The organism is Flavobacterium sp. B330r, from assembly GCF_056824325.1.
This window is the reverse complement of record NZ_CP124860.1, coordinates 1835447-1859460: the sequence shown is the minus strand read 5'-3', so window position 1 is coordinate 1859460 and position 24014 is coordinate 1835447. Positions and strand designations below refer to the sequence as shown.

Sequence of the window (24014 nt, the reverse complement as noted above, 5' to 3'; positions counted from 1 at the left end):
TTTTTCAATTATTCTTAATAATCAATTGATCTTCTAAAAAAATAATATGAAAATCCATTATATCTCTGATAACAACAGCGTATTAAATCATTTTTTAGGTCAGATTCGAAATGTAAATGTTCAAAACGACAGTATGCGTTTTCGTAGAAATATTGAACGCATTGGAGAAATTATGGCTTATGAATTAAGCAAAATTTTGCCTTATAAAAAAGTTGAAATTCAGACGCCTCTAGGAATTAAGAACACTACAGAAATTGATGCCGATTTGGTATTATGTCCAATTTTAAGAGCTGGATTGCCTCTTCACAATGGGTTCTTAAATTATTTTGATCATGCCGAAAATAGTTTTGTTTCTGCCTGTAGATATCATCCAAATAATGATGACGAATTTGAAATTCGAGTTGAATATCAAGCCATTTCAGATTTAAATAATAAGACCGTTCTGCTTCTTGACCCAATGCTGGCAACTGGACAATCAATTGTCGCTGTTCATAAAAAATTAGTAGAAAATGCAACTCCAACAGAAATACATATTGTTGTTGTTATTGCTGCTCCAGAAGGAATTGCTTACCTCGAAAAAAATCTTCCAGAAAACTGCCACTTATGGGTTGCTTCTCTAGACGAAAAACTAAACGAAAAAAACTATATTGTTCCAGGACTTGGCGACGCTGGCGATCTTGCTTACGGAAGCAAATTATAACTGAGAGAAAAAAGTAAATAAACTACATACAATCAAGGTATAATATACAATTTCGTTGTTAAGTTTCTGCTGCACATATTCGACATGACTTGCTGCCATTATTGTTAATGGCGCAATACTGAACAATAATAAATCGTTACTTTTATTTGGCGAAATAATGTAAACAAAGACTGCTATAAAAAAACAAGCGACAACTTTCTTGTATGAAGAATGTACAATTTGTGGTCTGTTTGATAGTGTCATTAACATGGAAGTAACAAAAAATAGCGCTACAGCTGTGTATATAGAAAGTGCCGCGTTTTCATAATTATTCTTAAAATAATCTATTCTAAAATCGACTACAGCTCTTTCTTGAACGAACGTTACAGCATCGATATTTAAAATTAATGATGTCATGTAGAATAAAATTATTACGGCCAAAAGTGCTATAAAAGGTAAAACCCAGTTTCTATAATCTCTTGAAACGTGAAAAATAATAGAGATATAAACCAATATTATAAAGAGAATACTCCAAAATTGAAATAAAGAAGCTACAAAAATCCAAAATGCAGCATCAAATATTTTTTCTTTTGATGCTTTTAGAGATTGCAACGAAACTAATCTTCGAAGCGCCAATAAAATGAAAAAATTGGCATAGACAACATTTGAATCATTAAAGATCGTTGGAAAAAATAAAATAAACAACAAGTAGAAAAGTATCGCGTAACCGTTGTCTTTACTAAGCCCGTTCTTTTTTACGATAAAATTAATCATAAAAAAAGAAGCCAAAATAAAGCATAACAAACTCACTTTTTGAAAAGCCAAAAAATAAGAAGTAACCCAAGATGGGTCTTTAATTTGGAACATAAAAAAGAAAACCAGTATTAAAATTACAACCAATGAATAATTTAATGGTGTAGATTTTTTAAAAACACTTGTTATCATAAGGATATTTTATACTTTTGTGATTGTAAAGATAATACTTGTTTAAAAGGAAAAACCTAACAAGTTGAAAAAAGATTTGGTTTACCGAATTTTATCTTCAAGGCATTACACAACAATAAATAACATATAATTTTTAAAATTATGACAGCTTTTTTTGAAGGAATTCAATACCTATTTGTTAACATTTTGTTTGCTCCTCTTGACTTTTTACGTCATTTAGAATTAATTACGTGGTTTGGTGCAAACACTATTAACTGGATTTTTATGATCATCTGTGCATGCGCAATCGTTTATTGGATTAAACAATTACGTATTTTTGATGACGCTGGAACAGAAAACCAAGATACAACGGCTCATTCATTTTTAAAATAAAAAACCAAACCCTTTAATTAAAAAGGGCTTGTGAATTTATTTTTTAGATTAAATCAAAACCGATATCTTTTCTAAAATACATCTTATCAAAGCTTAGTTTATCTATGTTTTGGTAAGATTTTTTTATGGCCTCCTGGAAATTATCTCCATAAGAAGTTACAGCAATTACACGTCCTCCATTAGTAACGACATTTTCTCCATCTAATTTTGTTCCTGCGTGAAAAACTATAGAATCTGTAACATTTTCTAAACCAGAAATTACTTTTCCTTTTTCGAATTCTTCAGGATATCCGCCAGAGACTACCATTACAGTTGTTGCACTTCTTGGATCAACTTCTAAATTAAAGTCTCCTAATTTCTGATCTGCAACAGATAAGAATAATTCAACTAAGTCTGATTTTAATCTAGGAACCACAACTTCAGTTTCTGGATCTCCCATTCTAACATTGTACTCAATAACGATAGGTTCGTTTTTAACATTAATCAAACCAATAAAAACGAATCCTTTATATTCAATTCCGTCTTTTTGGAAACCTTCAATTGTTGGTTTTACAATGCGTGTTTCAATTTTTTCCATTAAAACAGCGTCAACATAAGGAACTGGAGAAACTGCTCCCATTCCGCCTGTGTTTAAACCTGTATCTCCTTCTCCAATTCTTTTGTAGTCTTTTGCCGTTGGAAGAATTTTATAGCTTTTTCCGTCAGTTAAAACGAAACAGCTTAATTCGATTCCGTCCAAGAATTCTTCAATAACAACTTTTGCACTTGCTGTTCCAAATTTTGCATGAACCAACATATTTCTCAATTCTGTTTTTGCTTCTTCAAGATCATGAATAATCAAAACACCTTTTCCAGCTGCTAATCCATCTGCTTTTAAAACATAAGGCGGCTGTAATGTTTCTAAAAACTCACATCCTTTTTCAACTGTTTCAGCAGTGAAACTATCATAAGCTGCAGTTGGAATATTATGTTTCATCAAGAATTCTTTTGCAAATTCTTTACTTCCTTCTAATTGAGCACCCAATTTTGATGGTCCAATAACCGGAATATGTTTTAAACTTTCGTCGTTTTTAAAATAATCGTAAACTCCTTTTACTAACGGATCTTCTGGTCCTACGACTACTAAACTTATATTTTCTTTAAGCACTAATGCTTTTACTGCTTCAAAATCAGTTGGAGATATCGCAACGTTTTCAGCAATTGCAGCAGTTCCTGCATTTCCAGGTACTACAAAAAGTTTTTCGCAAAGCGGACTCTGAGTCATTTTCCACGCAAATGCATGTTCTCTTCCGCCTGATCCCAATAGTAAAATTGTCATGGTGTAGTTGTATTTAGTTGTGCTGCAAAAATACTTGCTTTTATACGTAAAAAATAATTAAATCTTTAAAAAGTTGTTGAATCATTCCTAAACATTATTTTTGACGAAAATTATTCTAAAAAATGATTCGCCTTTTTGATATTTCACTTCAATTAAATGGTTTTCCTATAAAGAAAGCCAAAACCGAATTGGATAAAATTGTTCATTTTTCTGAAGAAGAATTTGATTCGTTTCTTCAAAACAAAAAAGCAGAAATTGTTGATTTTCATTTAAAAAACAACCCTTTTTACAGAGAGTTAGCAGGAAATACAACCGCACAAAATTGGGAAAATCTTCCTATTTTAAATAAACAGAATTTACAAAAACCTCTTGAAGAAAGACTTTCAAAAGGTTATTTTAAAAAATCTGTTTACCTCAATAAAACATCTGGGTCAAGCGGAACGCCTTTTGTTTTTGCTAAAGATAAATATTCACATGCTTTAACTTGGGCTTCCAACATTATGCGCTTTGGCTGGTTTGGAATTGATTTTAACCATTCGTATCAGGCACGTTTTTACGGAATTCCAATGGATTTTATTGGATATCAAAAAGAACGTTTCAAAGATTTTTTGAGCCATCGCTATCGTTTTCCCGTTTTTGATTTGTCTGACGAAGTGCTGGAAAAATTTCTGCAAAAATTCAAAACCAAAAAATTCGATTACCTCAACGGATATACCAGCTCTATTGTTTTGTTTGCCAAATATTTAGAAAATAAAAATATTGTTTTAAAAGATATTTCTCCAACTTTAAAAGCTTGTTTTGTAACTTCCGAAATGCTTTTTGAATCCGATAAAAAGTTATTGGAAAAACAATTTGGCATTCCGATCATTAGTGAATATGGCGCGTCTGAATTGGATTTGATTGCTTTTGAAAATCCAAAAGGCGAATGGCAAGTTAATGCCGAAACCCTTTTTGTCGAAATTTTGGATGAAAACAATAATTCTGTTCCACATGGAACAGAAGGAAAAATTGTGATTACTTCTTTATACAACAAAGCAAATCCTTTTATACGATACGAAATTGGCGACATTGGAATTTTGGACGAAAAAAGTACACCTCAAAAACCAATTCTTAAAAAATTAATTGGAAGAACGAATGATGTTGCCATTTTGCCAAGCGGTAAAAAATCTCCAGGTTTGACCTTTTATTATGTAACCAAAAGCATTATTGAAGATGATGGAAACGTGAAAGAATTCATTATCAAACAAACTAAATTAAACACTTTTGAAATTGAATATATTTCTGAAAATGAATTAGCTTCAGAACAAATTCAAAAAATAAAAGAAGCAATTGATTTGTATCTCGAGCCAAATCTAATCTTCACTTTCACCAGAAAAATAGTTTTAGAAAGAACCAATCGCGGGAAACTAAAACAATTTAAATCTTATTTATAAAAAATAAATAAAATCTTACATTTATTTTCTAATTAAAAACTTATGGAAGATCAATCTCTTCTTTCTGAAGAAACAATTTCAAATAAAATATATTTTATCCGCGGTCAAAAAGTGATGCTTGATCGGGATTTGGCTTTGCTTTATGAAATAGAAACTAAAGTTCTAAAACAATCTGTTAAAAGAAATTTATCCCGATTTCCGGAAGATTTTATGTTTGAACTTACTAAAAATAGAATATGATTCTCTAAGGTCACAAATTGTGACCTTAGAGAAAGGAAGAGGTAAATGTCAAAAATATCTGCCTTTTGTTTTTACAGAACATGGAATTTTAATGCTTTCAAGCATCTTAAAAAGCGACAAAGCCATTCAAACCAATATACAAATCATGCGTATTTTCACAAAAGTGAGACAAATGCTTTTAGATACTCAGATTCAGAAGAAGTTAGAAAATCACGATAAAAACATTGAATTGGTATTTTCTTATTTAGATGAATTAACTGAAAAGAAAGAAGATGAATCTGAAAGAGTAAAGATTGGCTATAAAAAATAATTCTTTAAGATCACAAATTGTGACCTTAGAAACTTTATGTCACAATTTGCGACCTCAAGTTTGTCATTTATATTACGGTTTGAAAAAATTGGAAGTCACAAATTGTGATCTCCAATTCTAAACTAAAATCTTTAAGGTCGCAAATTGCGACCTTAAAATTCGAAACGTATTATTTAAAAAAATTGGAGGTCGCAAATTGCGACCTCCAATTCTAAGCGAAATTCTTCAAGGTCACAATTTGTGACCTTGAAACTTGAAGTCGCTATTTGCGACTTCAAGTTGAATTTTAAATCTTCTTTATATATTTTGATTTGATTATCAATTGAGTAAACAAAAACCTTATCATCAATAAAATAGAAAACACAAAATTATATCCGTGAAATTCTCTGTAAACACCAAAATTATGTTTAATCAATTTAAATTTTGAAGAGGAAACAGAATCTTTTCTAATTCTGTAAAAAGCCAAAGATTCTGGAACTGGTTTTGCTATTTTAATTTGTTTTAAAATCGTAAGCCATATTCTCCAATCTTGTCTTTTTTGCGACGTCTCCAAGATAATTTTCCCAAAATAATCCGCGTCATAAATAGCAGTCAAATTGCCTACATAATTGCAGAAAAACAATTGTTTATAAGTTAACGGATTTGGTGATTCTACTTTTCTATTCAAATTATTTCCATCCTCATCAATAGAATCGTAAAAGCTGAAAGTAAAGTGTAAATTATTTGCTTTTAAAAACTGAATCTGTTTTTCTAATTTCTCAGGAAACCATAAATCATCAGCGTCTAAATAGGCAATATATTTTCCTGTGGCTTTTTCTAAAGCGGCGTTTCTGGCAAAACCATTTCCTCGATTTTCTGGTAGTTTGAAAAGCTTTATTCGACTGTCTTTTTTTACAAATTCTTCAATTATAGCAACCGTATTATCTGTAGAAGCATCATCAACCAAAATCATTTCCCAATTTGTATAGGTTTGGTTTTGAGCTGATTCTATTGTTGATCTAATGAACTTTTCAGTATTATATGTTGGAGTTAAAATAGATACTAAATCGTTCATTAGAATTGAATGTCTTTCAAAGTTGAATGTTATTTAATGTAGCTTGAAAAATCTTTATGTTCTTCTTTTGCAAGTTCTTCAGGAGATAATGATTTGAAATACTCATAGGTAATTTTCATTCCCTCTGCACGGTTTACTTTTGCTTCCCAACCTAACAATTCTTTTGCTTTTGTGGTATCTGGCTGACGTTGCAAAGGATCGTTTATTGGCAAAGGATGATAAACTACTTTCTGATTTGTTCCTGTCAGTTTTATAATTTCTTCTGCAAAATCTTTGATCGTGATTTCGTCTGGATTTCCAATGTTGACTGGATATACGTAATCTGAATGCAACAATCTGTAAATACCTTCAACTTGGTCATCAACATAACAGAAAGAACGTGTTTGCATTCCGTCACCAAAAATTGTTAAATCTTCTCCGCGAAGTGCTTGTCCGATAAAAGCAGGAATTACACGTCCGTCATTTAATCGCATTCTTGGTCCGTAAGTATTAAAAATACGAACGATTCTGGTTTCTACGCCATGAAAAGTATGGTACGCCATTGTTATAGATTCCTGAAAACGTTTTGCCTCGTCATAAACACCACGTGGACCAATTGTATTTACGTTTCCGTAATATTCTTCTGTTTGCGGATGTACCAAAGGATCTCCGTAAACTTCTGATGTTGATGCAATCAAAATTCTAGCCTTTTTTACTCTCGCCAATCCAAGTAGATTATGAGTTCCTAAAGATCCTACTTTCAAAGTCTGAATCGGAATTTTTAAATAATCAATTGGGCTTGCCGGCGAAGCAAAATGCAATATATAGTCTAAATCTCCAGGAACATGAACAAACTTAGTAATATCATGATGATAAAATTCAAAGTTTTCTAATTTGAATAAATGTTCAATATTTTTAAGATCTCCCGTAATCAGATTATCCATTCCGATTACAAAATAACCTTCTTTGATAAATCGGTCACATAAATGTGATCCTAAAAATCCTGCCGCTCCGGTAATAAGTATTCTTTTCATTTCAATATTTTCTGTTCATTACAATCGTTTACCAAATTAAGCATACAGTAAAAAATTATAAAGAAAATTATTCCTCTTTGTCGACTCAAAAAAGATTCGGTCAAAAATAAGACTATCATTGTTACCGCGAAAGCAATATGTACAAAATCTTTAGTAGCAATTCCTTTTCTAATGGTGGTAAACAACATCATTACAACTGTCAAAAAGCCAAATATTCCTAATTCTGAAAATATTTGAACATATTCGTTATGGAAATTAAACTCGCCATAATTGGGATATAAATTATGTTCTTTTACTTTTTCTTTTATTTTATTTTGAGAAGCATCTAATCCAAATCCCGTGAAAAAGATATTCTCTTCCACAAGCATTTCTTTAAAAATCCTAATTTGAAAAAGTCGAAAAGCTGTTCCTGGAAAAAAATCATTTTGTTGAAATTGATCTTGGTTCCAAGCTTGTTTTAGACTAATATTATAAATTGGCCCTTGATTTTTTGCTGTAGTTTCATTCAAAGATCCATCAACAAATACAGTTTCAAATTCAATCATAAATCGATCTCTAACGGGTTTAATAAAAAGTATAGAACTCACAGATAATATAATGACTGCCAACAATATTGCTTTCTTCGTTTTTCTAGAAACATCAGAAAAAAACGAGTAATATATTATTATCATTATTAAATCGACTATGATAATATTCTTCGATGATAATAAAAAAATAAAAACAATAAGGATCGTAAATGCTATTTTATCGATAATTGCCTTTTCTTTTTTAGCTAGAAAGAAAAACATGGCCAATGAAACAAAAACAGCCATATATATAGCATTCAATTCTAAAGTAACGAGTTCATGGTAGAAAAAGACTTCTTTATTTCCTGAATTTATAAATCTTACAATTGCCTTTAAAATATAGAAAACCGTAAAACCTACCATTGCAAAACTATACCAACTGAAAACCTTATTTACATCATTTCGATTTATTTTTGGCAAGCTGCAAAATGCTAGAGGAATTAATAAAAATAAAACTTCTTTCTGTAACCCCTTAATTGTTTGCTTACTTTCTATGGTCCAGATAAGTGATAAAAGCATTAAACCATACAATAGAATTGGAAATACTAAAACCTTTGGAATTGAAAAATTTGCTTTTTTTGATTGGACTAAAGAAACCAGTAAAAAAACAATACAGGTTAAACTTCCTATTGAATGTTTCAATGGAAGGGCAATCAACATTGCGGCTAAAAGAAAAATGAGCAATGTTTTATTCTGCCATAATTCATCAATTTTACTGAAGACTTTTTTCAAATAATCTGAGGTAGGATTCATTTATTTTATTCCAATTAAATTCTTGAATTATAGTATCGAAGTTATCCTGAACCATTTGGTCATGATCTGTTCTTTTTACCGTTTCTATGAGACGCTTAACATCTGTTGCATCCGAGAAGTAAAATGCATTTTCTGGTAAAATAGCACGGTTAAACTCATTGTTATGCGCTACAATTAATGCTTTTGCCGCCATCGCTTCTAGTAAAGACGGATTTGTCCCTCCTACTGAATGCCCATGAAAATATAGGTTAGAAAAATATCTCAAATTATCTAAATGTTCTTTATTATAAATTCCGCCTGTAAAACGTATATTTTGATAACTGTTAAATTTATTTTTAAGATGATTCCCAAAACTATTATTACTGTTTCCTACAACCAATACAACCTTATCATCTTTACTATCGACAATTCCGTCTAAAATTACTTCGATATTATTCTCAGGTTCAAAACGAGCGATTAATAGATTGTAGTTGTTTTTTTCTACATTATAGATTGAAAGTAATTCTTCATTTTGTTTAAGGAACGGCTCAGCTCCATACGCAATGTAAGTTGCTTCTACATTGTATTTCTCTTGCAAATATTGTTTAATTCCAAGTGAATCGGCAATCAGATAATTGCTGCTTTTCACTGCTTTTTGTTCTGCAAATTTTAAAAACTTTTGGGTGGTTTTAGAATATTTTGTTCTCTTCCATTCCAATCCATCCATATTGGTAATAATAGTCGATTTTTTAGGGAAAAGAAAAGACCAAATAGAACTGCTTGTGTATCCTAATTGCAAGATAATATCAAAATTCCTTTTTCTTGAATCTAGAATACAATTCAAATCATAAATAAATTGTCCTGCAGAACCCATTTTATCTTCGGGATCATATTGATGAATAATATGTACTCCCATATACTGTTTTTCTTGAAAAACATGATTATGTGAATTATATACATAAACTTCATGTTTTTGCTGCGCTAAATACACTGCAAAACATTCTGCAAATTGCTCAAATCCGCCATAATTGTTAGGGATTCCTCTAGTACCAAGAATGGCTATTTTCATCTATTTTTTTATCAATCAGAAGCCAAAAATAATGATTTTAAAAATTAAAATTTAGTTATAACAAATTCTATTTTAAATTATGAATACATAATTAAATTCCTATTTTTGTTTGAAAGCAGCTTATAGCAATATTTATGATAAATTTTGAATATCTCGAAAACCATTTAGATGATCTTCGCTTAAAGTATTTAACAGCAAACCCTTTTCCGCATTTAATAATTGATAACTTTTGTGAAGAAGAAAAATTACTCAAAGCTCATAAAAGTATTCCTGAACTCAACAACAAGAGTCGCGATTATTCTTTTGCAAATAATAAATTTGAAAAATCAAATTATAGAGAATTAGGCCCTGAACTTCATGAATTATATGATGACCTCTCATCTGAAAGATTCAATAAAATCATATCTTATATAACATCAAAATCAATTTTTGTTGACCCGAAAAATCACGGTGGAGGATTACATCAGGGCAAGAAAAATAGTTTTTTAGATATGCATTTAGATTTTAATTATCATCCTATAAACAAAGATTGGTATCGAGAATTGAATCTGCTTTTATATCTAAATAAAGATTGGAAACCAGAATATAAAGGAGGTTTAAAAATATGTGATTTAAGAACTCAAGAAGAAGCTGAACTTGATGTTCCTTTTAATCGATTAATTATCCAACAATGTGCTCCTTACACACTTCATGGATATGATATGACTTATTTTCCAGAAGGAAGTTATAGAACATCAATCGCAACGTACGCCTATCAAATTCATAAAAGACAAATTGAAAAACCGCGAACAACAGATTGGTTTCCAAAAGAAGATGCTTCTTTTTTAAAGAAACAATTTGCAAAAAATTATAACTTTTTAGTGCAAACGAAAAATAAGTTGTTTGGAAGCAATACTGCTAAAAATCAGTAATTAGATAATTTAATTACTGATTCTGTTTTATAAGACGGTATACTATTTCTGCTGATTTTTTCCAGCTATACTTTTCTTTAATCTTTTGTGCCATTATTTTAAAATCTGTGCCTAAGTTTTCTTTTAAGATTTTTTGAAGTTTATCATTAAAATCAATCTGATTATGAGGATCGAAATAATAGTCTTCAAAAAAGCTAAAATCTGACATAGCTGTTTTATCTGAGCAAATTGTCGGAATTTTTGCTGCTACTGATTCTAATGGAGGAATTCCAAAACCTTCAGCCATAGAAGGATAAACAGATGCATCTGCCCCTCTTAGTAGTAATAACATGGTATTAAAATCGGTGTTTTTTAAAGTAAATATCTTCTTTTTTATTTCAGAATCTACTTGGCTAAAAATTTCATTGTATTGAGGATTAGATAACGTATCATTTCCTAAAAAAAGAAGCTCGTATTCTTTATACAACTCCAAGTCTAAAAAAGCCTTTAAAACCATTTGGTGATTTTTTCTTGGCTCCCACCGGCTTACATAAATAATATATTTTTTTAATGAAAATTTTTGGGCTACTTCATTCTTAATTAACACTTTATCATAATCTTCAAAAAATACATTGTCAATTGCGTTTGGCGTTATTTCATAATTTGAAAAACCAAAATGCTGATGGATTTTTTGTTTAGAAAATTCTGAAACTGTCAATCTGATTTCTGACCATTTGGCACTTTGTTTATATAAAAACGTATTGATGGTTTTGCTAAAAAAAGAGAAATATTCTGGAAAATCAATAAACAATATATCATGTGTTGTAACAATGTATCTACACCTTTTAAACGGTGAAACGGTATATTGAAAATGAGCAAAATCTATTTTATGTTTTTTTATAATTTGCGGTATATCAATAAGCAATCTCAAATATTTGTTTTCGTATTTATATTTCAAATACGTAACATTTGAATGATTGCCAAAAATAGATGCTAAATTATCTGGATTAGAAGACACTAAAAAGAAATGAAGATCTCTTTTTATAATCAACTCAGAATATAAACCTTGTATATATGTTCTAGTTCCTTGAAAACCACTATCAAAAACATGACAGTCAACAAAAATACTGGTTGTGTTTTTAATATTCATCTTTTATTCTTTTTTGGCTATTATGCTCTCTAATCATTACTTCTCTAAGAGCAATCAAGAATCCAATTATTATCGATTTGTTGTCTAATTTTAAATACAATCCTAAAAATACCCAGTTTGAAACTATCAGAAAAACACTTGAGCCTATTAATAAATAATTTATTGTCTGCACGTTCTCTACATCAGATTTCTTTTGTCTGAATAAAACAATCAAAAAAATCAGTAGCAATGAAACACCTAATAATCCTGATTTTAAAAATACAGTCATATATCCGTTGTGTACAATTGGAATATACTGAACATATTCGTGGTCGTTTGTCCAAATTTTTCTACCCAAATTCAGAGTTGATCCTAAGCCTTCACCAAAAATTATAGCCCTATTTCCGTTAGCTGAAACTTGTTTTACAGTAATTATATTTTCAAATGATCTATAATTGTCATTAAAATCTTTCCAGTCATCCTTGTCTATTTTTGTTTTAAAAGCTTCCTGAGGAGCAATTTTTATTTTATACAAAAAAGCTTGAATTCCTTTTCCTTCTCTTTTTGGATTAATATAAACAATGGCTGTATAGCCTACAATTACAGCCACTAGAACCAATAAAATTACTTTTAAAGATCTTTTATTAAAAGTTAAATATCCTTTTAAACCAACATATAGAATTATAAATTGAATCAAATTGGTACGAGCCAAATATAAAAAGCTTGATAAACCAATTATGACTATTAAAAGCAATCTTTGATTCTTGGAAATTTCTAATTTCAGGTTTTTATAAAAAATAAGAATAATTAGTATATAGATTTCATAATCACTAAAATATCCTCCATGTTCTCTTAAAAGATTTACACTTAAAGTTCTAAATTCAATTACAGCAAAAAGTATCATTAACAAGTGCATAATAGCAATCGCTAATCCTGTATAAACCATGACTTTTAATCCTAGTTTACTACTAAATCTGCATAGTTGATAACCTACAAATAATCCTAAAATCGGTTTAACGAGATAAGTAAAATCTCTTATGAATAAAAATGGTGTTGTATTATTGAAAAAAGTAGAAACAATTGCAATTAAAAGTATTAGGAGAAAAATGGCATTGTATTGAATTATAGTAAAAGAGTATTTTCTTTTAACGGTTACCAATAAAGTTAAAGACCAAACTGCAAAAGTAAGTTCGTAATTAGCAAACAAGGAAACTACAATGCATAGCAAAAATAAAACTTGATACGGAAAACTTTTATAAATCTTGATATTCATTATTACTTGTTCAATCTAATTATTGGTTTTAAAACAGTACAATATAAAAGGATTACCATTATTTCGATAACAATTGTAGCCAAAAAAGCACCTTGGAGTCCAATGTTTTTTACGAACAAGTAAATTACGAACAAACTAAAAATAGAAGAGCCAATCGTAATATTTATGTACATTTTATTCTTGTCTAATGCAAAAAGTAATTGTTTTAAAGCAAAGGAAATTGCCATAAACAGAGGAATAATCAGACCTAGTCTGAAAAAGAATGCCATAGAATCTAATTCATTTGAAGAAATATTGAAATACATTAAAATCTGATCTGTCAATACAAATGCAACAACTACTAATAATAGGATAAACAAATAATTTAGACCATTATACTTCAACCAATTAGAAATTCCGTTTTTTAAACTCGTATGTATCTGCAGGCAAACATCAGCATAAATGAAATTAAAAAACATTTGCAAATAGGTTCTGAAAGTCATAACAATCTGCTCTATAATTCTATATTGTCCGGCCATATTATTTCCTCCTACATAACTAATGATCATTATTGGCAGATATTGATAAAATGAAAGAAACAACTGAGAAAAAGTCAGAGAAAATTCCTCTTTTAACAACAGCACCGCATCTTTAGTGACATTACGGTAGAATCTTAAATTGTATTTTTCGATCAGACTAATTAATCCTATCAAACTCGAAATAATTAATCCCAATCCTAAATAAGCATTGGCAAAAATGTAGTCTCCCTTTTTATTAATAAAAATAAAGATCCCAGCTACATATATTGCTTTAGAAATAATATTGATGAAGGAAATCCATTTATAATTTTCTAGACCCTGAAAAATCCAAGTGGGATTTATTAATTGACCAACCACATATAAAAAACTGAAAAAGAATACAGCCTGTTCTTTTTTAAAAAAGGGTATAAAATAAACCAGGAAAAGAGCTGTAAACAATAAAATTACAATCAAAAATAACTTCATTACATAAATTGAAACTATTTTCTTTCTTATAATTTCAGCGTTATTTCTGTTAATTGATATTTCTTTAGTTCCGTTAATATAAGAACCGTAATCGACCAAGACATTTAATACTAAAGCAAACGAAAATCCTACTCCAATCTTACCTAATCCTTCTTTTCCACAAATAGTTACCAAATATGGCATTACCAAAAGCGGACTCACCAGATTAACAATCTGACCAATTCCGTAAATAACAAAATTCCTGATTCGGCTATTTTGCAATATATTTTGGTAATTTAATTTAAACAAGATTACAGGATTTGTTTAGAAATTAGAATAAAGCTTTTGGTTAATTTTAAAAGCTACGAAATTCATTATAAAAAAGTTAAAAAATATTTTGTATCGAAACCAGATAAAAAGAGCCACAAAATGTGGCTCCTAAATATTTATAAAATATAGTTATTTTACGATTAATTGTATTTGATCATAAAGTGCTTTTTCTGAATAAAACAACGGATCATATTTTCCTTCCTTAGTTTTGAAGTTTTGTATAATAGCATTTTTCTTATCTACAATTTTTATACAATCATTTGGAATGAAATAGTTGAAAAATAAGGAATCTTTAGCTTCAAAACTTTTACTGTAATACTTCATTTTAAAATTTTTGATAATGATTTCTTTTTGGTCTTCATTTGTTCCAAAATCAATTCGGATATAATTCGGAATTGCATCTTCTGGAAGATTAAAAACAATGTCTTGCGGATTATCATTACCTTTTACAGCTGTCCAAACTGAATTTTCTTCTTTATAAGGAGCCTCATAAGCATCCTGGCTATAATACAACTGAAAATTATCGTCCGTTTTTACTGTTGCTGTTAAAGTCACTTGAAAATTATTATTTTTTGTTTCAACTTCAGCGGGTTTAACCTCTTCTTTACTAACTTCTTTCTTACATGAAGTAAATGTGACGAATAAAATCAAACTTGCAAAAAATAGTTTTGTTCTCATTTTAAATTTTTGGGCTAATTTAGTTTTTAAAGTTTAAAAATGCTTTATCTATATTAATATTTCTTCTATGCTATTTTATCTACAACTAATAACTTTTGCTTTCTATAAAAAGCCTTAAAAAATTGTAGCAAAATATAAATAAAAACAAATAAGAAAGGAAAAAACAGTTTCTTTTTTCCATAAAGGATACCTTCTTTTTCAATGTTTAATGTTGTACTAATATCTTTTATAATTTTATCGTAGCCTATTAATTCAATTCTATGATTTCCTTGTTCTCTAACTAAATCCCCTTTTGTTTTAATAACATCGTTAAGCTGATTGTTCTCATTATAATAAATTAGTTTATCACTTTTTTGAGAGTTATTTGCTTTATTAGAAAATTCATTCAATATGCCTTCAATCTGAGAAATTGTCGCATCATTTTGCTCCATTTTCGCTTTAACGTTAGCTAATTGCACGTCTTGAATTTTTTTATAAAAATCTGTTTTATTTAAAAAACTCAAAAATGGCTCTGTACCTTTTTTATCATCAAGTAATCCATCTGTCATAATAGAAATTCTGTGATATCGGTAATTTTTACTTGTCAGATTATCTTCTATAATTTTTTTGACATCGCCATTATCTGACATCAATTTTATTAATTCAAAATTTTCGGGTTTATTTTCAATTAATTTATAGATATCCGTTATAGGCTTTATTTCAATAGATTTAAGGTTTTTAGGATATTGAATTCCAACAGTATTTTTTAAAAAGAGTGTATCGCCTTCATTAATTTTAGAGTCAATTAAATTAATTTTTGAATATAAATAATCAGTACTCTCAAAATTTGGAGCTACAATAATTTCATGCGTATATTTTCTTTGAGTAATGTCTAGAAATAGTCCTAAACCAAACCCTAGCAAAACTAAAACCAAAACAATTACCCAATTTTTTATAAAAAACTGAATTCCTTTAAAAATAGAAGTATTAATTCTAGCAAAAAAATTACTAAACTTCTTTGATATCAGAACTAAATCAATCTCTTGATCTTCTGTATTCTGCGGTACTTTTGTACTCATTTAAAAGCGCTATTATAAATTGAAAATCTGTTCTAAAATTTTAATGGTAATCAAATAAGTTGGTTTTACACCTGTTGTCCCTAATCCGCCTGAAGCCAAAGTGCTTCCTGTTTCTAAAGGATTATCTGAAGCATAATACGCATAACGAACTTTAATATCGTGCGGTACACTTTTTCTAATTTTTGATGCCGACTGAATTGCTTTTTGGTAATAAGAACCTTCCATTTCTAGACCAATTACTCCCCAAGTCGATTCGTGGAAAAATTTCAATAAATCTCTATTTTGCAACGAAGTTCCCAAAACGGTAACCATCGCTCCTTCATAAATATCAATATCATTTCCTTCGAACATTGCGCCATTAAGTTCATTTTCAAAGAAATAATTATCAGCCGTTCCTTCGTTAATATGTGCAGACGGAATCATAATATCTCCTTTTCCACCTTCTAGAATTCCCGCTTTACCCATAATAGAAACTGATTTTACATTTAGTAAAGTTTCTTTTTTATATGGTTTTAAAAGTTCATCGATAGTCTCGTAGGCTTGTTCGCCAAAAGCATAATCCATTACGATAATTACTGGTTTATCTTCCCCAACATTAGCATGAGAAAATGCTGTTTTTGACCAGTCAATTTTAGCGGTATCAAAAATTTGAACATCGATATTCGTTCCTGAGCAATCTGGCAATGAAATCATTCCATTTTTTAAAGCCAAATCTTCTACTTGAGATCTAATTTCTTTTGAACCAGAACCGCTTAATTCTTCATAAATAAAGAAATCTGTTTTTCCTTTGTATTTTGTTTTTAACAATGGTGTTGCAAAAATCGAATTCATTACACTGTGCATGTTAGCACTAATTACGTGAATTGGTCTTTTCAGTAAATCATTTGCTTTAAGAACTTCTTTGATATTTGTTGCCCAAATTTCTCCGTGAATATGGTGTCCCAGACGCTCACGTAAAACTGGGCTAAAAGTAATTGTACGTTTATTATTTTCAACAATTTCTTCAATTGCTAATTTTCCTAACCAATAAATAACGTGCAAGAAACGATCTGGCGCAGTTTCTGAACCAAATGCGTCGTAAATGTCTAAAACCTCTTCAAAAGTTCTCGCCAAAATATTCGCAACATGAGAAATCGCTTTTTCTTTTTCTACCAAAGTAAGCTTTTTGGTCTGCATAACAGCTTGTTCCAGTTTCTGCCAATCGCGAGAAACCTCTCCTCCATCGTCTATTAAAACTCTATTTTTAATTTTATGAGATTCAATGAAAATGAAAGTCAAGTGGGTAAGAATATCGTAAATGTCTGAACGTCCACGCGTGATTTCGACATTCATTTGCTCTTCGTCGATTCTATAGCAGTTTCTTCTTCTTTTTGGAGGAACAATTGCTTGGAAATGCGATTTAGAATATCCTTCGTCTGAAGTTAAATTGATAAAACGGCATTGCTCAATTCCTATCGGAAGACGCTCAATAACATATAAAAGTCCGTTAAGTTCTACTTTTTCTTCGGCAATATTCCCGTAAATCTCAGGACGTAATGCTAATAATGATTCTCTTAAACTATCGCCCGAAACTCCCATTGGTTTGTAAAAACCACGGTTGAATAAATGGCGCATTGTAATGTACATTTTTTCTATCGCCGCAGAAGATTCCTGCGCTCTAGATCTTGATATATGTTTGGTTTCTTTCATGTCTTTTTATTTAAAAAATCAACTTTTATTTTTAAAGAAGATTCGAATATTTCGAAAGGCGAAAGTAGGAATTATATATATAACTTTAAAGAATTACCATTTAACAAATTGTTAGAAGGTTTTTTTGAAAAAGCTAAATTCTACTTTAAATTATCTGCAATATCTCTATTATTTGATAATCTAGGAAGTTTATTTTGCCCGCCCAGTTTTCCTTGCGATTTCATGTAATCGTGAAATCCATTTTTAGAAACTTTCGTGATCACTACTTTTCGTAAAACGTTTCCGGTAATTAAATCATCGTAATAAATATTCTGCTTACGCATTGAATTGTCAATCGTTTCTGCAAAAATTTCCATGTTTTCAGGCTCTTTTTCAAATTCTATTAGCCATTCATGATAAGGTAATCCGCTTGCAGGCGTTATTTGTGGTGCAACGGTAAATTCGTTAATTACAATATTAGTAGAATTTACGGCTTCTTTCATCGCATTTTCGACCTCATTGGCAATTACGTGTTCGCCAAAAGCCGAAATATAATGTTTAATACGTCCAGAAACTATAACACGATGCGGAGCCAAAGAGGTAAATAGAATAGTATCTCCAATATTATAACGCCAAAGTCCTGCATTGGTCGAAATAATCAAAACATAGTTTACTCCTACCTCAACTTCCCCAATTGTATATACTTTCGGATTTTCGTTAAAGAATTCGTCTGCTTTTATGAACTCGAAGAAAATTCCTGAATTCAACAATAAAAGCATTCCTTTTTCTTTCTGAGAATCTTGATAGGCAAAAAAACCTTCAGAAGCAGGAAACAATTCGATACTATCAACTTTTCGACCAATCATGTTTTCAAATTTGGCGCGATAAGGTTCGTAATTTACACCTCCGTAAATAAACAGATTAAAGTTTTTGAAGATCTCGCCAATCTTTTTTCCGCCGCTTTTTTGCTGTAAACGTTCAAAATACATCTGGACCCAAGACGGAATTCCAGAAATCACCGACATATTTTCTTTGATAGTTTCATCTGCAATAGCATTTACTTTGGTTTCCCAATCTTCAATACAATTGGTTTCCCAAGATGGCATTCTGTTTTTCTGTAAATATTTAGGAACAAAGTGTGCTACAATTCCAGAAAGTCTTCCGAATTTGATTCCGTATTTTTCGGTTAGAATTGGACTTCCCTGCAAAAAAATCATTTTTCCGTCAATAAAATCAGCATTTCCCGTTTCATGAATATAATGTAAAATCGCATTTCGAGCTGCTTCTATATGATAAGGCATCGATTCTTTGGTTAACGGAATAAATTTTGCTCCCGAAGTTGTCCCCGAAGTTTTAGCAAAATACAATGGTTTTCCTTTCCATAAAATATCCGATTCGCCTTTTACAACCTTTTCAACATAAGGTTTTAAATCTTCATAATCTCTTACAGGAACACGTTTCTGAAAATCCCCAAAGTTTTTTATCTGATCAAAATGATGATCTTTTCCAAATGCAGTACTTTTTGCATTATCTATCAAACCTTTAAAAACCTTTTGTTGGGTTTCAACTGGTTTTTCAGTCCATTTAAGCGTTTGTTTATATATTTTTCGGGCAAAAATTTTTGCCGCAATTGACTTAATTGACATTTTTTGTGGTATTATTTTTTGTCACTTTTCTTTTTGTCTTGAGATTTTGTCTTTAGCTCTTTTTCTGTTTCGGCTACGTCTTCTCTTAGCTTTATTTCTGCATCAGATGCTTTCATATTTAAATCTGAAGCATCTTCAACAGATTCTGCTAAGATAGAATCTTTATTAAATTTTGAATATTCTAATTCCCCTTTTAAAACTTTCTGAATCCCTTTTATATAAACTTCATTTTGTTTTAAAGCCGTTTCTAAAGAATCTGATTTAATAGCCAGTTTCGTAGCATTTCGTTTTAATTCTGTCGAAGAATATCCAGGAATAAATTCGCGAAGTGGGGTAAATGCAATAATGAAAGTTGTAACCAAAATTAGAAATATTCCGCCTAAAGTAAACGTTACAAACACATTCATTAAAGTAAGCTTAAAAGAAAAGATCTCTTCAAAAGTGTCTTCATTTAAAATTACTAATCGGTTTTTAATGAATAGTTTTTTCCTAAAATTCTTTTTCTTATTCTTAGTCATTCTACATCTTTATGCTAGCAAATATAGTAATTAATCGTCATGATATTTGTTCTAAAAATTTCATGAAGAGCTATAATTTACGATTTTATAAAATATTTAACGTGGTCTTATCGAAATATTTTAAACTAAAAATACTTCTATTTCGTATATTTCTATATACCTTTGCGGAATAATTAAGATAAACAATTTGCTTCGGCATTAAATATATTAGTCATGGGAAGATTAGGTCTTACAGAAATCCTTGTTATCGTAGGTATTGTGATATTACTTTTTGGAGGTAAAAAAATTCCAGAATTAATGAAAGGTTTAGGAAGTGGAATTAAGGAATTTAAAAACGCTGCTAAAGACGATCAACCTGCTGCTTCTAAAAAACAAGAAGAAGAAACGAAATAATAAATTCGAAAAACTTATTAAATCCCAAATTACAAATTGTAGTTTGGGATTTTTTTTATATCTAAAAAATCTTACTTTTAGGCACCCTAAATTTTTTAAATATGAAAAACCTATTTTTCGTGATCGCCTTTCTTCTAGCTATAGAAAGTCAATCGCAAACACAGCCTTTTCCCGCCAACAAGGTGTACGGAAATGGACTTATGGCTGTCCCCAGAAGCAGTCAGGATGCTCAAACCAATTATGATGTCTGGAAAAACAATTTTGTTGAATCCTGTTCTAATGGGCGCTACCGCGTAAAATTTGATAATTCGTCTGAAACGGTTTCTGAAGGAATCGCTTACGGCATGCTCCTTTCTGCTTACAAAGCAGATAAATTACTTTTCGATGGACTTTGGCTGTATTACAAAGACAACGTAAACGCTAACAAGGTTATGAACTGGAAAATCAGCGGATGCTCTGGAACTATTGGCTATAACGGCGCAACCGATGCCGAACTCGACGCAGCCTTTGCTCTTATTGTCGCCGATTACCAATGGGCAAGCACTGGAACTATTAATTACAAAAGTGAGGCAACAGCTTTAATTTCTGCCATTAAAAATTATGAAATCGAAGCCAATACTTACGTTTTAAAACCTGGAGACCAATTCGGCGGAAGCCAGATTACCAATCCTTCTTACTTCTCACCAGCTTATTATCGCGCTTTTGGAGTTTATACAAACGATGCTGTTTTTTGGAATCAGGTTGCGGCTAAAGCTTATACGGTTATCAACAACAATTTGACACAAAATAATGCTGTAGGCGGACTAGTTTCAGATTGGTGCCAAGCTTCTGGAGCGTATTCTTCTCAAGCTGGAAATTATGCAAACGCTGGAAAATTATATACTTATGACGCTGCAAGAACACCTTGGCGAATTGCGGTTGATTATTTATGGTATGGAAACGCTGATGCGAAAACTTACTCTAAAAAATCATCGGATTTTGTTCGTGTAAATCTTGGCGGATCTGCCAACATTAAAGACGGTTACAACCAAAACGGAACCGTAAGCGGACAGTGGCATAATGCTACTTTTGTAGGTGCATTTGCCTGCGCTGCAATGGCTGGAGAAAATCAGAATCATCTAGATGCATCTTATACTGATTTAAAAAACCTCAACGAGCCAAATAATTATTTTCATCAAACATTAAAAACATTATACTCCTTTTTACTAACAGGTAATTTCTATTTACCTATAAACGCCACATTGTCTAATGATACTTTCGATATTGAAAAATCTACAGTCACGCTTTACCCCAATCCGAGTGCTGATCGAATCACAGTTAACGCGCCTGGGCAATCTACTATCTCGATAATTTCTTCTTCTGGAAGTGTTATTAATCAGCAAAAAACAACTTCAGAATTGACAGAAATAAATTTAGCTAACCAATCAAGAGGTGTTTATTTTGTAAAAATATCTAATGAGAATTTTAAAAGCATTACTAAAAAAGTCATTTTGAAATAACTCTAAATCAAAAACTCCCAAATTACGATTGTAATTTGGGAGTTTTTTTATTTAATGATTCCAAATTTTTTGGGATTTAGAATTTTATAAATTGGGATTTTACAAGATCATCGTCAGCTGAATTCGCTTTCTATCTTCATCAACCTCAGTAACTTTTACATCAACATGCTGATGCAGTTTCACCACTTCATTTACATCGCTTACAAACCCCGCTTTTAACTGCGAAATATGAACCAATCCGCTTTCTTTAATTCCGATGTCAACAAAACAGCCAAAGTTGGTAATGTTATTAACAATTCCCGGAAGAATCATTCCAGTTTTCACATCTTTGATCGATTTTACGTTTGCGTCAAATTCAAAAACCTTAGCTGACTTTCTTGGATCCAATCCGGGCTTTTCAAGCTCTTTTATGATATCTTTCAGTGTAAGTAAACCAATTTCAGGAGTAACATACTTTTCGGCCTTAATAAGCGCTGTTTTCTCTTTATTTGCAATTAATTCATTTAAAGAAATATTCAAATCCTTTGCCATCTTTTCAACAACCGAATAAGCTTCTGGATGCACCGCCGAATTATCCAGCGGATTTTTAGCATTTGTAATTCTAATAAACGCTGCTCCTTGCTGATAGGCTTTATCTCCCAAACGAGGTACTTTTTTCAACTGTTTTCTATCTTCAAAAGGTCCGTTTTCAGAACGATACTGTACAATGTTTTCAGCCAGCTTCTCCCCGATTCCACTCACATAACTTAATAAGTGTTTACTTGCCGTATTGATGTTAATTCCAACCGAGTTTACGCAACGAATAACCGTATTATCTAATTCTTCTTTTAATTTAGTTTGGTCAACATCGTGCTGATACTGCCCTACTCCAATCGCTTTTGGATCAATTTTTACCAATTCGGCCAACGGATCTGAAAGTCTTCTTCCAATAGAAACCGATCCACGCACCGTTACATCGTAATTTGGAAATTCTTCTCTCGCAATTTTGGAAGCCGAATATACTGAAGCTCCAGCCTCAGAAACTATAAATACCTGAACTGGTTTGTCAAACGCAATTTTTTTGATGAAAAATTCAGTTTCTCTCGAAGCCGTTCCATTTCCAATAGAAATCGCATCAATTTGATACGCATTTACCATCGAACGAATTTTTTTTATTGCCATCGATTCCTCATTTTGAGGCGCGTGCGGATAAATGGTTTCGTTATATAACAAATCGCCTTTTTCATCCAGACAAACGACTTTACAACCGCTTCTAAATCCTGGGTCGATTGCCAAAATACGTTTTTCTCCCAACGGCGGAGCCAATAATAACTGTCCTAAATTGTTGGCAAAAACCTGAATTGAGTTGGCATCCGCTTTTGCTTTTGCTTCCTGCAGGGTTTCATTTCCAATTGCCGGATTCAATAAACGTTTATAACTATCTTCTATTGCTAATTGTAAATGAGCTGTCGAATTATTTTGTTTTTTAATGATGATTTCGTCAATAACATCGTACGCATCGTCGATATCAACATCTATTTTCATTTTGATAAAACCTTCATTTTCTGCACGAAGCATTGCCAATAAACGGTGTGCTGGAGCTTTTGTTAAAGGTTCTTCCCAATCAAAATATTGGTTGAATTTTTGTGCTCCTTCTTCTTCGGCTTTCTTTTTAACCACTTTTGTAGTAATCGACGCTTTTCGCTGAAATAATCTACGAAGCTGTTTACGAACATAGATATTCTCATTGATCCATTCGGCTACAATATCTCTTGCGCCTTGAATAGCGGCCTCTTCGTTAATAACATTTTCATTAATGTACTGTGTTGAAATAAAATCAATATCAGCATCACTTTCAGATATAATCAATTTCGCCAAAGGTTCTAAACCAAATTCGCGCGCAACATCGGCTTTTGTTTTTTTCTTCTTTTTGTACGGAAGGTAAAAATCTTCAATTTCTTGTAAATCAAAACTATCTTCAATTTTTTTCTTCAAATCTGGCGTAAGTGCTTTTTGCTCTTCAATAGATTTTAAAACGGCTTCTTTGCGTTTTATAAGTGTATCATAATCTTTTTGAAGTTTTGCAATCTGCTCAATTACAGTTTCATCAAGATTTCCGGTAGCATCTTTTCGGTAACGCGAAATAAACGGAATCGTACAGTCTTCTTCTAATAATTTTACTGTGTTTTGAATACTAACTGCTGGCGCCTGCACAGACTTGGCAATGAATTGAATATTAGTCATACTTTTAATGAAATGA

At 31.0% G+C, this 24014-nt stretch carries 23 protein-coding genes; 8 read left to right on the top strand and 15 right to left on the bottom strand.

All coding sequences use genetic code 11. The features are described 5' to 3' along the window. The first annotated feature begins 46 nt into the window (after positions 1-46). A complete protein-coding gene (gene upp / locus QLQ95_RS08440) occupies positions 47-700 on the top strand; it encodes a uracil phosphoribosyltransferase (RefSeq protein ID WP_428237552.1) in 654 nt (217 codons plus the stop codon). Here the strand turns inward: upp and QLQ95_RS08435 are convergent. Next, the gene (locus tag QLQ95_RS08435; protein WP_428237553.1) at positions 695-1624 is read right to left on the bottom strand and encodes a DUF6427 family protein; all 930 of its coding nucleotides are present in this window, start codon (positions 1622-1624) and stop codon (positions 695-697) included. The genes upp and QLQ95_RS08435 overlap by 6 nt on opposite strands. A 141-nt stretch (positions 1625-1765) precedes the next feature. On the opposite strand from QLQ95_RS08435, the gene QLQ95_RS08430 reads away from it, so the two are divergent. Next, positions 1766-1996: a DUF6341 family protein gene (locus tag QLQ95_RS08430; RefSeq protein ID WP_041519835.1), complete on the top strand. Its 231-nt coding sequence runs from the start codon at positions 1766-1768 to the stop codon at positions 1994-1996. A gap of 43 nt (positions 1997-2039) precedes the next feature. On the opposite strand, the gene purD is transcribed toward QLQ95_RS08430, so the two are convergent. Then, positions 2040-3314, bottom strand: coding sequence for a phosphoribosylamine--glycine ligase (purD, locus tag QLQ95_RS08425; RefSeq protein ID WP_482503398.1), 1275 nt, complete (start codon positions 3312-3314; stop codon positions 2040-2042). A gap of 122 nt (positions 3315-3436) precedes the next feature. Between purD and QLQ95_RS08420 the strand changes: the two genes are divergently transcribed. The 3 genes from QLQ95_RS08420 to QLQ95_RS08410 are packed head-to-tail and all read left to right on the top strand — an operon-like array spanning position 3437 to position 5297. Next, a complete protein-coding gene (locus QLQ95_RS08420) occupies positions 3437-4747 on the top strand; it encodes a phenylacetate--CoA ligase family protein (protein WP_320495333.1) in 1311 nt (436 codons plus the stop codon). Positions 4748-4789: 42 nt separating this feature from the next. Beyond that, positions 4790-4987 (top strand): ORF6N domain-containing protein, encoded by a 198-nt coding sequence (locus QLQ95_RS08415; RefSeq protein ID WP_320495334.1) that lies wholly within the window; start codon positions 4790-4792, stop codon positions 4985-4987. 19 nt (positions 4988-5006) lie between these two features. Next, on the top strand, positions 5007-5297 hold the full coding sequence (locus QLQ95_RS08410; protein ID WP_320495336.1) for an ORF6N domain-containing protein: 291 nt from the start codon (positions 5007-5009) through the stop codon (positions 5295-5297). A 286-nt stretch (positions 5298-5583) separates the two neighbouring features. Here QLQ95_RS08410 and QLQ95_RS08405 read toward each other — a convergent pair whose 3' ends face one another. The 4 genes from QLQ95_RS08405 to QLQ95_RS08390 form a co-directional block, all read right to left on the bottom strand. Continuing rightward, the gene (locus tag QLQ95_RS08405; protein WP_095930587.1) at positions 5584-6351 is read right to left on the bottom strand and encodes a glycosyltransferase family 2 protein; all 768 of its coding nucleotides are present in this window, start codon (positions 6349-6351) and stop codon (positions 5584-5586) included. A gap of 29 nt (positions 6352-6380) precedes the next feature. Then, a complete protein-coding gene (locus QLQ95_RS08400; protein ID WP_177211503.1) occupies positions 6381-7364 on the bottom strand; it encodes a UDP-glucuronic acid decarboxylase family protein in 984 nt (327 codons plus the stop codon). Next, positions 7361-8461 carry an O-antigen ligase family protein gene (locus QLQ95_RS08395; RefSeq protein ID WP_482503395.1) on the bottom strand — a complete coding sequence of 367 codons (1101 nt, stop codon included), beginning with the start codon at positions 8459-8461 and terminating at the stop codon, positions 7361-7363. Before QLQ95_RS08395 ends, QLQ95_RS08400 begins: the two co-directional genes overlap by 4 nt. Before the next feature lie 181 nt (positions 8462-8642). After that, positions 8643-9731, bottom strand: coding sequence for a DUF1972 domain-containing protein (locus QLQ95_RS08390; protein ID WP_320495340.1), 1089 nt, complete (start codon positions 9729-9731; stop codon positions 8643-8645). A gap of 134 nt (positions 9732-9865) precedes the next feature. On the opposite strand from QLQ95_RS08390, the gene QLQ95_RS08385 reads away from it, so the two are divergent. Then, positions 9866-10642 carry a 2OG-Fe(II) oxygenase gene (locus QLQ95_RS08385; protein ID WP_095930583.1) on the top strand — a complete coding sequence of 259 codons (777 nt, stop codon included), beginning with the start codon at positions 9866-9868 and terminating at the stop codon, positions 10640-10642. 13 nt (positions 10643-10655) lie between these two features. Here the strand turns inward: QLQ95_RS08385 and QLQ95_RS08380 are convergent, their stop codons facing one another. The 8 genes from QLQ95_RS08380 to QLQ95_RS08345 form a co-directional block, all read right to left on the bottom strand. Beyond that, positions 10656-11771, bottom strand: coding sequence for a glycosyltransferase family 4 protein (locus QLQ95_RS08380; RefSeq protein ID WP_095930582.1), 1116 nt, complete (start codon positions 11769-11771; stop codon positions 10656-10658). After that, positions 11761-13023, bottom strand: a complete 1263-nt coding sequence (locus QLQ95_RS08375) for a hypothetical protein (protein WP_095930581.1) — start codon at positions 13021-13023, stop codon at positions 11761-11763. Before QLQ95_RS08375 ends, QLQ95_RS08380 begins: the two co-directional genes overlap by 11 nt. A gap of 2 nt (positions 13024-13025) precedes the next feature. After that, positions 13026-14294 carry an oligosaccharide flippase family protein gene (locus QLQ95_RS08370; protein WP_482503393.1) on the bottom strand — a complete coding sequence of 423 codons (1269 nt, stop codon included), beginning with the start codon at positions 14292-14294 and terminating at the stop codon, positions 13026-13028. 150 nt (positions 14295-14444) lie between these two features. Then, entirely contained in the window at positions 14445-14993 is a 549-nt protein-coding gene (locus QLQ95_RS08365; protein ID WP_482503391.1) for a hypothetical protein, read from the bottom strand. A 65-nt stretch (positions 14994-15058) separates the two neighbouring features. Next, positions 15059-16051 (bottom strand): hypothetical protein, encoded by a 993-nt coding sequence (locus QLQ95_RS08360; protein ID WP_320495347.1) that lies wholly within the window; start codon positions 16049-16051, stop codon positions 15059-15061. Between the two features lie 12 nt (positions 16052-16063). Continuing rightward, positions 16064-17740 carry a DUF6909 family protein gene (locus QLQ95_RS08355; protein WP_428237559.1) on the bottom strand — a complete coding sequence of 559 codons (1677 nt, stop codon included), beginning with the start codon at positions 17738-17740 and terminating at the stop codon, positions 16064-16066. 140 nt (positions 17741-17880) lie between these two features. After that, positions 17881-19365, bottom strand: a complete 1485-nt coding sequence (locus QLQ95_RS08350; RefSeq protein ID WP_482503389.1) for a GH3 auxin-responsive promoter family protein — start codon at positions 19363-19365, stop codon at positions 17881-17883. A gap of 11 nt (positions 19366-19376) precedes the next feature. After that, a complete protein-coding gene (locus tag QLQ95_RS08345; RefSeq protein ID WP_095930575.1) occupies positions 19377-19883 on the bottom strand; it encodes a peptidase in 507 nt (168 codons plus the stop codon). Positions 19884-20096: 213 nt separating this feature from the next. Here QLQ95_RS08345 and QLQ95_RS08340 point away from each other — a divergent pair, with 213 nt between their 5' ends. Further along, complete coding sequence (locus QLQ95_RS08340) at positions 20097-20276, top strand: Sec-independent protein translocase subunit TatA/TatB (RefSeq protein ID WP_008465789.1); 180 nt, start codon at positions 20097-20099, stop codon at positions 20274-20276. A gap of 101 nt (positions 20277-20377) precedes the next feature. Continuing rightward, a complete protein-coding gene (locus QLQ95_RS08335) occupies positions 20378-21775 on the top strand; it encodes a glycosyl hydrolase family 8 (protein WP_428237561.1) in 1398 nt (465 codons plus the stop codon). A gap of 99 nt (positions 21776-21874) precedes the next feature. On the opposite strand, the gene QLQ95_RS08330 is transcribed toward QLQ95_RS08335, so the two are convergent. Continuing rightward, positions 21875-23998, bottom strand: coding sequence for a Tex family protein (locus tag QLQ95_RS08330; protein WP_095930573.1), 2124 nt, complete (start codon positions 23996-23998; stop codon positions 21875-21877). Between the last annotated feature and the right edge of the window lie 16 nt (positions 23999-24014).

Coding starts and splice junctions, on each gene's coding strand:
- upp (WP_428237552.1), top strand. CDS start 47: ATGAAAATCCATTATATCTCTGATAACAACAGCGTATTAAATCATTTT.
- QLQ95_RS08435 (WP_428237553.1), bottom strand. CDS start 1,624: ATGATAACAAGTGTTTTTAAAAAATCTACACCATTAAATTATTCATTG.
- QLQ95_RS08430 (WP_041519835.1), top strand. CDS start 1,766: ATGACAGCTTTTTTTGAAGGAATTCAATACCTATTTGTTAACATTTTG.
- purD (WP_482503398.1), bottom strand. CDS start 3,314: ATGACAATTTTACTATTGGGATCAGGCGGAAGAGAACATGCATTTGCG.
- QLQ95_RS08420 (WP_320495333.1), top strand. CDS start 3,437: ATGATTCGCCTTTTTGATATTTCACTTCAATTAAATGGTTTTCCTATA.
- QLQ95_RS08415 (WP_320495334.1), top strand. CDS start 4,790: ATGGAAGATCAATCTCTTCTTTCTGAAGAAACAATTTCAAATAAAATA.
- QLQ95_RS08405 (WP_095930587.1), bottom strand. CDS start 6,351: ATGAACGATTTAGTATCTATTTTAACTCCAACATATAATACTGAAAAG.
- QLQ95_RS08400 (WP_177211503.1), bottom strand. CDS start 7,364: ATGAAAAGAATACTTATTACCGGAGCGGCAGGATTTTTAGGATCACAT.
- QLQ95_RS08390 (WP_320495340.1), bottom strand. CDS start 9,731: ATGAAAATAGCCATTCTTGGTACTAGAGGAATCCCTAACAATTATGGC.
- QLQ95_RS08385 (WP_095930583.1), top strand. CDS start 9,866: ATGATAAATTTTGAATATCTCGAAAACCATTTAGATGATCTTCGCTTA.
- QLQ95_RS08380 (WP_095930582.1), bottom strand. CDS start 11,771: ATGAATATTAAAAACACAACCAGTATTTTTGTTGACTGTCATGTTTTT.
- QLQ95_RS08375 (WP_095930581.1), bottom strand. CDS start 13,023: ATGAATATCAAGATTTATAAAAGTTTTCCGTATCAAGTTTTATTTTTG.
- QLQ95_RS08365 (WP_482503391.1), bottom strand. CDS start 14,993: ATGAGAACAAAACTATTTTTTGCAAGTTTGATTTTATTCGTCACATTT.
- QLQ95_RS08360 (WP_320495347.1), bottom strand. CDS start 16,051: ATGAGTACAAAAGTACCGCAGAATACAGAAGATCAAGAGATTGATTTA.
- QLQ95_RS08355 (WP_428237559.1), bottom strand. CDS start 17,740: ATGAAAGAAACCAAACATATATCAAGATCTAGAGCGCAGGAATCTTCT.
- QLQ95_RS08350 (WP_482503389.1), bottom strand. CDS start 19,365: ATGTCAATTAAGTCAATTGCGGCAAAAATTTTTGCCCGAAAAATATAT.
- QLQ95_RS08345 (WP_095930575.1), bottom strand. CDS start 19,883: ATGACTAAGAATAAGAAAAAGAATTTTAGGAAAAAACTATTCATTAAA.
- QLQ95_RS08340 (WP_008465789.1), top strand. CDS start 20,097: ATGGGAAGATTAGGTCTTACAGAAATCCTTGTTATCGTAGGTATTGTG.
- QLQ95_RS08335 (WP_428237561.1), top strand. CDS start 20,378: ATGAAAAACCTATTTTTCGTGATCGCCTTTCTTCTAGCTATAGAAAGT.
- QLQ95_RS08330 (WP_095930573.1), bottom strand. CDS start 23,998: ATGACTAATATTCAATTCATTGCCAAGTCTGTGCAGGCGCCAGCAGTT.